The sequence below is a fragment of the Hydrogenimonas sp. genome (genome assembly GCF_029932565.1).
Lineage (GTDB): Bacteria > Campylobacterota > Campylobacteria > Campylobacterales > Hydrogenimonadaceae > Hydrogenimonas.
In genome coordinates this window covers 1-11,466 of sequence record NZ_JAOZPV010000058.1, presented here as the reverse complement: position 1 = coordinate 11,466, position 11,466 = coordinate 1, and the positions used below count along the sequence as shown (strand labels likewise).

Below are 11,466 nucleotides of genomic sequence, written 5' to 3'. Positions count from 1 at the left end.
CTGTCACCGGAATTGAGATTGGCTTTGAGCTGAATGAACGTTGTGGCGTTGGCCGGTGTCGTAAGACCCGGTGGAATATTGATATCCTGAATCGGAGCCGTCGAATCGATCTGGCCGGTGTCGGTATCTCTGAGCCACCCCTGGACGACGTAGCCGTTGTTGTCGACGAAATTTCCCGTCGCGTCGAATTTGAAGTCGCCGGCCCGGGTGAATTTCTGCGTCTTTCCGCCGTCACCGCTGACGATGAAGAAGCCGTCGCCCTGGATGGCGACATCGGTATTTTTGTCGGTGTTCTGGACGGAACCCTGGCTGAAGATATGGCTGACGTTCTGAATGGAGGTTCCCAGACCAATCTGCATCGGGTTTTTACCGCCGAGCCCGCCCTGGGGTGCCGTAGCGATTTTGCTGGTCTGGCTCAGCAGATCGGCGAAATTGGCCCGGGAGTATTTGAAGCCGTTGGTATTGACGTTGGCGATGTTGTTGCCTTCGACATCCATCGCGATTTGGTGGGATTGCAGTCCGGATACGCCGGCCCATAGTGATCGCATCATGAGGCTATCCTTTGATAGTGATTTTTATTCTTCATTTCATGTATAGGATTTTCAAGCAAATTTCATTCCTATTTTTTCATATTGATCGCTTTCTGGATCATCTGATCGCTCGTCGTGATACTTTTGGCACTCGCGTCGAATGCCTTCTGCATGACGATCAGCTCGGTCAGTGCCGTCGCGAGACTGACATTGCTGTTTTCGAGTGCATTGTTGATAACATGGGCTCCCAGCACCGTACTGCCCGTTGCATCTTTGAAAAATATCGCATTTCCGCTGTTGGCGGAGGGGCGAAAGATGTTTGAACCCGCTTTTTCGAGCCCCTGATCGTTCTGAAAATGGAAGACCGCCACTTTTCCGATGGCGCTGAGCCTGCCATTGTCGAAAGATGCGACGATGTTCGCTTCCTGGTCGATCCGGTAGCCGTTGAGATACCCTTCCTGAAAACCGTCGGAAATGGAGCTGGGCGCGATCTCTGCGCCTGCGATGGAGACCAGTCCGTCATAGGGGGAGGTCCCGAGGGTTACGCTGATCGCCTGGCCGTGGTTGTTGATCGTGAATGTTGCCGGATAGGTGCGCAGTCCCCCCCGTTCGTCGAACTCCAGCGCGCCGTCTACGACTGAGGAAGGGTTGTCCACGTCGTCGATATAGGCATGGTAGGTCCATGCGGTTCCGAGTGGCGGCTGTGTGGCGCTTTTGGAGAATGCGATGGTCAATGTGTGCTGCGAACCGTCCGGTGCGATAAGGCCGGCACGAATGTTGTAGATCTGGCCGGGCGTGTATTCGACGGGAAGATTGGCCTTGAACTCCGCATAGGTCGATGGTTCCGGAGGGTAGTACATGCGTGCCGGGAGTTGAAGTCTTTCCTGGGCATCGGGTGTGGTGAGATCGACCGATTCGACCGAGTTGGAGAGAAACGGTATCGTCTCCTGCGGATTTTCGGGATCGGACATGATGCCGATATTGTGTGCGCTCGTGCCCAGGAGGAAATAGCCGTCGCCATTGATGACATACCCTTCGGCATTGGTCGAAAACTGCCCGCTGCGGGTAAAAAACTGTTGGTTGTTGATGCCGCTGACGCCAAACCAGCCGTCTCCCTGGATGGCGAGATCGAGCGCATTGTCACTCTGCTGGAGCGTACCCTGGTTCATACTGATCGCCGTGGCGGCGAGTTTGGATCCCAGACCGATCTGGTCGTCGGTCGGGGAGCTGTTGCCGTCGTAGAGCGCCTGCGAAAAGATGGAGCCGAATTCCGGAAGGTTCGCTTTGTAGCCGACGGTGTTGACGTTGGCGATGTTGTTGCCCCAGATATCGATACCGCTCTGGTGGGTTTTGATGCCCGATATGCCGTTGTAAAATGACCGATTCATCGCTTATCCTCCATACACCTCTTTGATCTGTGCCAGCGGAATGTAGTGGGATCCCAGTTTCAGGAGGGCATCCGATCCTTCGAATCGGACCGATTCGATCGGATAGGTGCCGACACGTGTGGCCAACTGTTCGCCCGACGGGGTCGTATAGTTGGCATGAACCTGGTAGACTCCCGCATCGACCCGACTGCCCGATCCGTCCGTTCCGTCCCATTCAAATGGATGGACGCCTGCTCCCATAGAGGGCAGAGTCACGCTCTTTATGACATTGCCGGATGCATCCGTGATCTGCAACGTTCCGCCCATCACCTCTTTGGGGAAGTAGATATCGAACGTCACACCACCGCTTTCGTCGAGCCGGACGTCACTGTTGCCGAGATCGGCGATCTTTCCTATCGCTCCGATGGCGTTGAACTGCGAGGAGCTGCGGAACGCTTCGGATATCTCTTTCATCGTCTCGTTGGTGTTGGTTTGCGCTTCGAGCGTGGCGAGCTGGGAGGTCTGGCTCAAAATCTTTTCCGTATCCATCGGATCGGTCGGATCCTGATAGCGCAATTCGGTAATGAGGAGCTGGAGGAAATCGTCTTTGCCGAGGATTCCCTTCGGGTTGAAGATAATATCTTCCTTGTTGGCTCCTACGGTCGGGTTCGGTCGGGTCGCGCTTGTAACATCCATCTCTTCTCCTTATACATATTGCGGGATGATCAGGTCGAGTGATTCGTAGAAATCGGGAATCTCTTCCAACTCGACGTATCGGCCGCCTGTTTTCGAATCGTGGTATTTCTGCCGTTGCTGCTGTTGGTTCATATTGAATTGCATCTGCACATCGGTGAATCCCATCGAAACGAGTTGGTTTTTCAACTCCTGTCCCTGTGTCGCCATGATGCCGATCGCCGTCGGATTGGAGTGGACCTGGATATGCAGATTGCTGCCCCGGCTGATCAGCGTCACTTCGACACTGCCGAGCTCTTTGGGATCGAGTGAGAGCTGCATTCGGCTGAATGGGGGTTTGTAGGTTTCGACCTGTTCGTGCAGTCTCTGGGCGAAATGGCGCAGTGTTGCTTTCGCATCGACGATTTTTTGCGTCAGTCTCTCATTGGAAGGGGTTGGTTCGGCATGGACGATATCGATACTCTCGGATGCCGCCTCCGGGACCGGAATTCTTCCTGCCGTTCCATCGGCAGAGCGAATCCTGTGCTGGTTTCCTTCACCGATTTCCGTCAAGGGTGCTGAGGTCTCCTTTTTTGACGTATGATGCTGCAGTCCCGAAAGAAGCTGCATGATATCTTTAAGGGGATTGTCGGTTTTGGCTGTTGTATGGGAAGGAATCGTACGGTCGCGCGCGCTCTTTTTTACGACGGTCTGTGTAAGAAGCGTTTTAAGATCCGATGGTCTCTCCGGAAAGTGTACAGAGCGGTCTGTTTCACGAAGCAGCAGAGCAAGATGTGTGGAGATATGGGCCGACTGTTTCGGATAGGCTTCCACAAGGCTGATTGCCTTTTCCGCATTTGTCGATACGGAGCGCTCTTCCCGGTGAAAATCGACGGCTTTGAGGTTGAGCCCCGTTTTGTTGGCAAGCTCGACCAGCTCCTGAATGTTGGTGGCTTTTCGGAAGCGGTGGGCCGTTTCAAGGATGTTCGCTTCATGCTGCATCGCCGCATTGGAGAGGTGGAGACGCTCGCTCAGAAAATCGCTGGCACCGGGTGTGGGTGACGGGGTCGCCGCAGGTTTCCCGTTTTCTGCAACTTTTGTAAAGAATTGGGCAAGCGTGTCTCGATGTTCGATCTTTTCACTCTCTTTCCCGGACTGCATCCGGGGATTTTTTTCCATGGTGATATCGAAAAAAAGTCTCTGCAAAAGCCGGGAACGGAACAGTACGCCATTCTCTTCCGGATCGGCGGGTATTTGCGATGGAAAAAGGGTGTCGGTTCCGGCTCTTTCACTCTTTTCAAAACGGAGATCGACCGGCAGACTTTCCGATTCGCCCAATGTTTTCAAAATGGTCTCTATCGATGCGGCATCGTTCTCCTCGGCCTGCAGCAGTTCGAAAAGTTTTTTGAAAAGATCACCATTTTCGTTCGAAGCGGATACGGTGGACTGTTCATGTTTGGCACATTTGATCAGAGCAAGCAATGATCCCAGCTGCAGTGAAGCCATACGAATCCTTTCGGAAAGGTTTATGGTTAACAAGCAAATGCCGTTCCTTTACCCGTGATTGGCGGGTTGGTAACAAATGAAAGGATTTTTGGATATAATGCGCACAAATTACTACTTCTCTACAGGACTACATACCTATGCAAAATATCCGCAACATTGCCGTCATCGCGCACGTCGACCACGGTAAAACCACACTCGTCGACGGCCTCCTCCAGCAGTCCGGTACGTTCGATGCACACAAAGAGGTGGCCGAGCGCGTCATGGACAGCAACGATATCGAAAAGGAGCGTGGCATCACGATTCTTTCGAAAAATACGGCAATCCGCTACAACGATTACAAAATCAATATCATCGACACCCCGGGTCACGCCGATTTCGGTGGTGAAGTCGAGCGTGTTCTCAAAATGGTCGATGGCGTGCTGCTGCTCGTCGACGCCCAGGAGGGGGTCATGCCCCAGACCAAATTCGTTCTGAAAAAGGCGATCAGCCTCGGGCTTCGCCCGATCGTCGTCGTCAACAAAATCGACAAGCCCGCCGCCGAGCCGGAGCGTGTCGTCGACGAGGTGTTCGACCTCCTGGTTGCACTCGAAGCGGACGAAACGCAGCTCGATTTTCCGGTGCTCTATGCGGCGGCACGCGACGGATACGCCAAATGGAACATGGATGACGAGAACAGCGACCTCACACCCCTTTTCGATGCCATTCTCGAGTATGTTCCGGCACCCGAAGGGAGTGCGGACAATACGGTTCAGACACAGGTGTTCACCCTCGATTACGACAATTACGTCGGACGGATCGGTATCGCCCGCATTTTCAACGGAAAGGTGAAGGCGGGCGAGCAGGTGTTGCTGGCCAAGGCCGATGGTGAGCAGAAAAAAGGGCGCATCTCCAGGCTCATCGGTTTCATTGGCCTCGAGCGTATCGAAATCGATGAAGCGGAAGCGGGCGACATCGTCGCGATCGCCGGTTTCAACGAGATCGACGTGGGAGATACGATTACCGATCCGAACGATCCGCAGCCGCTCGATCCACTTCATATCGAAGAGCCGACCCTCTCGGTTATCTTCAGCGTCAACGACAGCCCCTTCGCGGGCCGTGAAGGAAAATTCGTCACCGCCAACAAACTCAAAGAGCGCCTCGAAAAAGAGATGCAGACCAACATCGCGATGCGTCTGGAGCAGCTGGGTGAAGGGAGTTTCAAAGTTTCGGGCCGCGGCGAACTGCAGATCTCGATTCTTGCCGAAAATATGCGCCGGGAAGGGTTCGAGTTTCTGATCTCCCGTCCCGAGGTGGTCATCAAAGAGGAGAATGGTGTGCGTATGGAGCCGTACGAGCATCTGGTGATCGACGTGCCGGAAGAGTTCAGCGGTTCGGTCATCGAAAAACTTGGTCGTCGGAAGGCGGAGATGACATCGATGAACCCGATGCCCGACGGTACGACCCGTATCGAATTCGAAATTCCGGCACGCGGTCTGATCGGCTTCCGGACACAGTTTCTGACCGACACGAAGGGTGAGGGTATCATGAACCACTCGTTTCTCGCCTACCGGCCGTTCGTCGGAAATGTCGAACACCGTGCCAACGGGGCACTGATCTCGATGGAGAACGGCAAGGCACTGGGTTATTCACTCTTCAACCTGCAGGACCGCGGTGTGCTTTTCATCAAGCCGCAGACGGAGGTCTATGTCGGGATGATCATCGGCGAACACGCGCGTCCCAACGATCTGGAGGTCAACCCGATCAAGGGCAAGAAGCTCTCGAACGTCCGTTCGTCCGGTGCCGACGATGCGATTGTCCTCGTTCCGCCGCGCGAAATGACGCTGGAGCGTGCGATGGAGTGGATCGAAGACGACGAGCTTGTCGAAGTAACGCCGGAAAATATCCGTGTTCGCAAACGCTATCTCGATCCCCATGTCCGAAAACGGATGGAAAAACAGAAAAAAGCGTAGTGCCTGCTTTCTGAAAGAGCCGAGAAACCGGCTCTTTCCTCTCCTTCATATTTGTAAAAAAATTGTCCAAAATGCCGATTTCCTCCTGGGGCATACCCCTCTCTTTTGAATGAAACAAAACAAAAAGGTCAACCATGGAATTTTTGATTGCTATCGTTGCCGTTGTCGTCGTCGGTGTACTCATCTATAACACGCTCGTCTCCCGACGCAACCAGTGTGACAATATTTTTGCCAGTATCGATGCGTTGCTGAAAAAACGCTACAACCTCATCCCCAATCTCGTGACATTGATGAAAGAGTCGATGACATACGAAAAGGGACTTCTCGAAAAGGTGACGGAGCTGCGTGCCAAGGCGATGCAGCCCGATCTTACACCGGAGCAGAAGATTGCCATTGCCGATGAACTCACCCAGCCACTGCACGGTCTGATGGTGGCGGTGGAGAACTACCCCGAGCTCAAAGCGAACGAACAGATCATGCAGCTGATGCGCTCGCTCAACGAGATCGAAGAGCAGATTGCCGCAGCCCGTCGCGCCTACAACCAGGCGGTGACCGACTACAACAATGCCCGTCAGATGTTCCCCTCCTCGCTGATCGCCGGCTGGTTCCATTTCGGAGCCAAAGAGCTGTTTGAAATTCCCGAGGTCGAACGCAAAAACATCGATATCAAAGAGCTTCTCAAACAGTGAATTTCAAGGCGTCGGAACTTCTCGATTTCTATTACGAAGAGCTCTATCCGCAGCTGATGGAGCTGGAAGAGGAGAGAAAGAACGTTGCGAAAAAGGTGATCGCAATCACCGCTGTCATAGGCGCGGCGGCCCTCTGGATCATTATCCGGACATCCGGAAGCAGTACGGCCGATTTCCCGGTATTTGTCGCGTTTGGAGCGTTCGCCGTTGGGGGATTTGTCATCAGATGGCTGATGAGTGATTACCGTCGTAAATTCAAAAACCATATTTTTCGTAAACTTGTCACCAAAATCGATTCGACTCTGCTCTATACTCCGACCGGTATGATTCCGCGCTCCCTTTTCGAATTGAGCGGACTCTTCGGCAACGATATCGACTTCTACAGCGGTAACGATCTGATCAAAGGCCGGATCGGTGACACCCCGATCGAATTCAGTGATCTTGAAGTGGAGAAAGAGACGACCGACTCGAAAGGCAGAAAACATCGCACTACCATTTTTTCGGGCACATTCATCATGACGGAGTTCCACAAACATTTTCAGCGTACGGTACTCGTCTATCCGGATGTCGCGGAGAAGTACCTGGGTGTTGTCGGTGGATGGCTGCAGGGGATGGCAAACGGCAAGCTGGTGCGTATGGATTCACCGGCGTTCGAAAAGGAGTTCAAAGTAATCGCCGACGATCCGGTCGAAGCACACTATCTGTTGACGCCGAACATCATGGAGAAACTGGTGGAGCTGAAGAGAAAAGCGAATGCTCCCGTCTATCTCTCTTTCAAGCTCAATAAACTTTTCATCGCGATCGCAAACGGCGGCGACTGGTTCGAGCCGACACTCTTCAAATCGCTTCTGCGTATCGATATTTTCAAGCAATATATAGAGAACCTTAACCTGCTTCTCGGTATCGTAGAGGAGTTGAACCTCAATCGAAAAATATGGAGCAAGGAGTAGGAATGGAGCGTATAGAGTTTTTTATGCAGGCGATGCAGGAGCGCCATGCCTGCAAGCGGTTCGATACGACGAAAAAGATTCCGGATCGGGAGTTGGAAACCATTCTGGAGATCGGCAGATTGTCGCCCTCGTCGTTCGGAATGGAACCGTGGCGTTTTCTTGTCGTTCGTGACCCGTCGTTGAAGGAGGCCCTACGACCTTTCTGCTGGGATCAGCCGCAGATCACCGAGTGCAGCGATCTGGTCGTCGTCAAAACCATCGTTGCTTCGCTGGCTCCGGGTTCCGATTATCCCAGAAAAATGCTTTCACGACGCGATCTGCCCGAAGAGAAGATCGAAGCCTATGTCAAAAAGTATGATCAATTTTCAACCGAAAAGTTTCGTAACGAGGGGCTGGCATGCTGGGGCACAAAACAGTGCTACATCGCTTCCGCCAATATGATGACAGGAGCGATGGCAATGGGAATCGACAGCTGTGCGATCGAGGGGTTTGAAAAAGAGAAGGTCGAAGCGCTGCTCGACATGGATGTCGCCAGGGAGTCGATCGCGCTGATTTTGGCTTTCGGCTACCGTGTCAACGAGCCGCCGTCGAAAGTGCGACTGCCGCTCGGAGAGATCGTGGAATACCGCTAAAAATCCCAGACAGCTCCGAAAAATATACCCTGAATGTCGATATCCGTATCGGTATCTTCGACATCGTCGAGTTTGATGTTTTCGTAGCGGTAGCCCACCTCGAGACCCAGCCCCATCGAGAGGGTATAACGGGCGTCGGCCTGGATGTCGTAGAGTGTGCTTCCGTCATAGGTGATCCAGTTCCCTTCGGCACCGAGAGAGAGGCCTTCAAGAAATGGCATAGGCCAGCGGAAATTTCCATAGAGCATCGGAACGACGAAATCGATATCGGATGTATCGCTCTGACCTGTACTTTTGTCGGTTACTTTGACATATCCGTCGAAATAGCGGACGGTCAAACCGAGGTCGAGATCGATACCGGTATCGACCAGTTCGTAATAGAGTGTACCGTCGTAGCTGTCCAGTTTTGTATCCGAGGAGATGTCCTTGCCCCGGGTAATCGTGATGTCGCCGAACGTAAAATCCTTTTCGATACGCCCGTCACCATCTGCTTCCATACGGGTATACGCAACTTTGATATTGGGGATCAGCGGAATCATATGCTCCAGTTTGGCCCGGAGGTAGATATCGGTTTGGGAGTCGAGGTTTAGCTCGTCATCTGCATCGAGCTTGTTTTCGTCCCCCAGATTATTGGGATAGAGGATCCACCCACCCGGATCGTGGTACCATCCTCCCACTGCAATTTCGCCGCCGATTGAATCGGCCGAAGCGCTGATGGCGCCTATGCTCATTAGTAAACCTATCGTTACCGACACATGCTTTTTCATTTTGGACTGCCTAATAGTGTGATTTGTATGATTTTTAGTTTTGGTTGGTACGATTATATCGTTCTTTTCATAAATTTATTTAACAGAGAACATTTTATTGTTTTCGAAAAAGAGGATGAAAAATCCGGCCAGTGCGATGAAGCTTTCGATAAGAAAGAGGTTGTCACCGTAGATCCGTCCGGCCACAATTGCGCCGGCAAATCCGCCGAGGCCGTAGGAGATACCGAGAAAAAACTGCTGTGCCAGTGCTTTGCGCCGGTAGAGCGCATGCAGGAGAGTAATGGCCGTGGTGTGGTAGAGTGCGAAACTGAGGGCGTGGAGGCTCTGTGCCGCGAACGTGATGGGAAGAGAGTCGGGGAATTTCCATAGCAGCAGCCAGCGCACTGCCGTGACGAAAATGGTGACTTTGAGTATCGTCAACAGATTTTTCTGCAGGAGGGGACCCTGGAAATAGAACATCGCGATTTCACAGACAACACCGAAACTCCAAAGCCAGCTGGTGGTCTCCAGCGTGATACCATGGGCAGTTTCGTAAATTGTGAAGAAGTTGTAAAACCCGCCGAAACTCACCTGCATCAACAAAAAGGCGGTCCATAGCGGCCAATGGGCGAGCAGATCGAAATCCTTCTCTTTTGAGGGAGCGTCGGCATGTGCATGGGCATGATCGGCAAAAACGATGGCGGTACCGAAGAGCGCCGTGACAAGGATGGTGCCGATAAGATAGTAGATGGCATCGTAGGGTGTCTGCAGCATCTTGCCCAGCCACAGGGCGATAACAATGAAACCGATGGACCCGAAGAGCCGTGCACGTCCGTAGGTTCGACGGTCGAGAGTTTCCAGTGCCCGAGTCTCGATAAAAGGAAGGGTCACGCTCATGGCGGCGCCAAAAAGGAGGTTGACTGTCAAAAGTGCCCAAAAATAGGGCAATGCGGGATAAAAGAGCACAACAGCAAGGCTCATGAGTGTCAGAGCGCCCAGAAATGTTCGATCGTCGAGTTTCAGATGCCGAAGAAAAAGAAATGGTGCAAAAAAGCGCATCAATGGTGAGGCGGAGAGCAGTATACCGATCTGCAGGGTCGAATAGCCCACCATCTGCAGTGCTTTGGGAAAGAAAATGACGTAAACCCCGACCGCAGCAAAATAGAAGAGGTAGAATGCCGAAAGGCGCCAGAACATTATCGGGGTTTGTGGATGATGCAGGTACCTGATATCAGGTCGTGAAGGCCCTCTTTGGAGTTTAGAAGATAGGGCAGAAACATTCCAAAAAAGGAGAGAATCGATGTCTGCAGCATCACGTAGCGAAGCGTGAGTTTGAGAAGCCCGGGTTTCTCGCCTGTCTGTGGATCGACAAGATAGAGGTCATAGGCTTTCATACCGGGGGTCTGGGCTTTGAGTGCCCAGAAAGCCATCGTCGCGATGAAGTGAGCGACGAGAATGATGAGCCATCCCTGTCCCATATGTTCCCGGAACCCTTCCCGATCCCCCATGATGAGATAGATAACGATATAGAGAATCGGCATCGTGATCATGAAGGTGTCGGTGAGGAAAGCCTTGAGCCGCAGCGTCACGGGTGCGCACCGGAGGGAAAGCTCCTTCCCTCTCCCTTCACCGTGTTCCGTGTTCTGTTTTCTGTTTCCTGCTCCCTGCTCCTCGACTTTCCCCTGCTTGACTTTCCTCCAGCGACTCATCCCCGCCCTTTCTCGGCACTCAATTCCCGCGGCTTCCCGGTTTGACCGCTTCGCTGCCCGCCTTGCAGAGGGGACATTCGTCGGGAGAGTACATCGGAAAATCGAAGTCTGCAAGCGCGAAAAAGGGTCTGTTTTCCGGCAGTCTGCAATTTGGTTTCCGTTCGAGTTCACTCCCGACACGCCGGCAGAATCCCCGATTGGCCAGTGCCGCAAAGCCGACGACATCCGCTCCCAGGCGCTCCACTTCGGCCGCCGCTTCCATCGCGGAGCCGCCTGTGGTGATAATGTCTTCGCAGATCAGGATCTTTTCGCCTTTTTTCACTTCGAACCCCCGGCGCAGCGTCATTTTTCCATCGACGCGCTCGGTAAAGATATAGCGGCAGTCCAGAGCCGTGGCCAGGGCGAATCCCGCGATAAGCCCCCCGATGGCCGGCGAGCAGACCGTATCGATTTCCAGTCCGTAGTCGCGAATCTGTTTTGCCAGTGCATCGGCCAGCAGTTTGGCGGTTCCGGGATCTTCCAGGACTTTCGCCGACTGGAGGTAGTATTCGCTGTGGTTGCCTGAACTCAGCTTGAAATGCCCGTGCAGCAGGGCGTTCGCATCCATGTAGATTTTTTTGATATCCATTTGCAAACCTTTTAACTAAAAACTAAAAGTGAAAAACTAAAAGTTGACGTGAATCGCTTCGCGAACAATTTTTAGTTTTTAGTTTTTA

12 protein-coding genes are annotated in these 11,466 nt (G+C 52.9%); 4 read left to right on the top strand and 8 right to left on the bottom strand.

The window, feature by feature from the left end:
• The 4 genes from Q1K24_RS07400 to Q1K24_RS07385 form a co-directional block, all read right to left on the bottom strand.
• A partial coding sequence (locus Q1K24_RS07400) for a flagellar hook-basal body complex protein (protein ID WP_300368221.1) occupies positions 1 to 551 on the bottom strand: 551 nt, incomplete at its 3' end.
• A 68-nt stretch (positions 552 to 619) separates the two neighbouring features.
• Positions 620 to 1,918, bottom strand: coding sequence for a flagellar hook protein FlgE (locus Q1K24_RS07395; RefSeq protein WP_300368218.1), 1,299 nt, complete (start codon positions 1,916 to 1,918; stop codon positions 620 to 622).
• A 3-nt stretch (positions 1,919 to 1,921) separates the two neighbouring features.
• Positions 1,922 to 2,593 carry a FlgD immunoglobulin-like domain containing protein gene (locus Q1K24_RS07390; protein ID WP_300368215.1) on the bottom strand — a complete coding sequence of 224 codons (672 nt, stop codon included), beginning with the start codon at positions 2,591 to 2,593 and terminating at the stop codon, positions 1,922 to 1,924.
• A gap of 9 nt (positions 2,594 to 2,602) precedes the next feature.
• Entirely contained in the window at positions 2,603 to 4,075 is a 1,473-nt protein-coding gene (locus tag Q1K24_RS07385; RefSeq protein WP_300368212.1) for a flagellar hook-length control protein FliK, read from the bottom strand.
• Between the two features lie 137 nt (positions 4,076 to 4,212).
• Here Q1K24_RS07385 and typA point away from each other — a divergent pair, with 137 nt between their 5' ends.
• The 4 genes from typA (at position 4,213) to Q1K24_RS07365 (ending at position 8,295) form a co-directional block, all read left to right on the top strand.
• A complete protein-coding gene (gene typA / locus Q1K24_RS07380; protein ID WP_300368209.1) occupies positions 4,213 to 6,024 on the top strand; it encodes a translational GTPase TypA in 1,812 nt (603 codons plus the stop codon).
• Positions 6,025 to 6,158: 134 nt separating this feature from the next.
• Entirely contained in the window at positions 6,159 to 6,713 is a 555-nt protein-coding gene (locus Q1K24_RS07375) for a LemA family protein (protein ID WP_300368206.1), read from the top strand.
• Positions 6,710 to 7,663, top strand: a complete 954-nt coding sequence (locus tag Q1K24_RS07370; protein ID WP_300368203.1) for a DUF3137 domain-containing protein — start codon at positions 6,710 to 6,712, stop codon at positions 7,661 to 7,663. The genes Q1K24_RS07375 and Q1K24_RS07370 overlap by 4 nt, the downstream gene beginning before the upstream one ends.
• A 2-nt stretch (positions 7,664 to 7,665) precedes the next feature.
• Positions 7,666 to 8,295, top strand: a complete 630-nt coding sequence (locus Q1K24_RS07365) for an NAD(P)H-dependent oxidoreductase (RefSeq protein WP_300368200.1) — start codon at positions 7,666 to 7,668, stop codon at positions 8,293 to 8,295.
• On the opposite strand, the gene Q1K24_RS07360 is transcribed toward Q1K24_RS07365, so the two are convergent.
• The 4 genes from Q1K24_RS07360 to pyrE all read right to left on the bottom strand — a co-directional run bounded on the left by Q1K24_RS07360 (position 8,292) and on the right by pyrE (position 11,378).
• Positions 8,292 to 9,026, bottom strand: a complete 735-nt coding sequence (locus Q1K24_RS07360) for a TIGR04219 family outer membrane beta-barrel protein (protein ID WP_300368197.1) — start codon at positions 9,024 to 9,026, stop codon at positions 8,292 to 8,294. The genes Q1K24_RS07365 and Q1K24_RS07360 overlap by 4 nt on opposite strands.
• A gap of 111 nt (positions 9,027 to 9,137) precedes the next feature.
• The gene (locus tag Q1K24_RS07355) at positions 9,138 to 10,238 is read right to left on the bottom strand and encodes an MFS transporter (protein WP_300368194.1); all 1,101 of its coding nucleotides are present in this window, start codon (positions 10,236 to 10,238) and stop codon (positions 9,138 to 9,140) included.
• Entirely contained in the window at positions 10,238 to 10,750 is a 513-nt protein-coding gene (locus Q1K24_RS07350; protein ID WP_300368191.1) for an RDD family protein, read from the bottom strand. The genes Q1K24_RS07355 and Q1K24_RS07350 overlap by 1 nt, the downstream gene beginning before the upstream one ends.
• A 19-nt stretch (positions 10,751 to 10,769) precedes the next feature.
• A complete protein-coding gene (pyrE, locus tag Q1K24_RS07345) occupies positions 10,770 to 11,378 on the bottom strand; it encodes an orotate phosphoribosyltransferase (protein WP_300368188.1) in 609 nt (202 codons plus the stop codon).
• Positions 11,379 to 11,466: the final 88 nt, after the last annotated feature.

Bases quoted from the DNA above. Each gene is read 5' to 3' on its own strand.
- Q1K24_RS07375 (WP_300368206.1), top strand. From the start codon at position 6,159: ATGGAATTTTTGATTGCTATCGTTGCCGTTGTCGTCGTCGGTGTACTC.
- Q1K24_RS07355 (WP_300368194.1), bottom strand. From the start codon at position 10,238: ATGTTCTGGCGCCTTTCGGCATTCTACCTCTTCTATTTTGCTGCGGTC.
- Q1K24_RS07390 (WP_300368215.1), bottom strand. From the start codon at position 2,593: ATGGATGTTACAAGCGCGACCCGACCGAACCCGACCGTAGGAGCCAAC.
- Q1K24_RS07395 (WP_300368218.1), bottom strand. From the start codon at position 1,918: ATGAATCGGTCATTTTACAACGGCATATCGGGCATCAAAACCCACCAG.
- pyrE (WP_300368188.1), bottom strand. From the start codon at position 11,378: ATGGATATCAAAAAAATCTACATGGATGCGAACGCCCTGCTGCACGGG.
- Q1K24_RS07385 (WP_300368212.1), bottom strand. From the start codon at position 4,075: ATGGCTTCACTGCAGCTGGGATCATTGCTTGCTCTGATCAAATGTGCC.
- Q1K24_RS07360 (WP_300368197.1), bottom strand. From the start codon at position 9,026: ATGAGCATAGGCGCCATCAGCGCTTCGGCCGATTCAATCGGCGGCGAA.
- typA (WP_300368209.1), top strand. From the start codon at position 4,213: ATGCAAAATATCCGCAACATTGCCGTCATCGCGCACGTCGACCACGGT.
- Q1K24_RS07350 (WP_300368191.1), bottom strand. From the start codon at position 10,750: ATGAGTCGCTGGAGGAAAGTCAAGCAGGGGAAAGTCGAGGAGCAGGGA.
- Q1K24_RS07365 (WP_300368200.1), top strand. From the start codon at position 7,666: ATGGAGCGTATAGAGTTTTTTATGCAGGCGATGCAGGAGCGCCATGCC.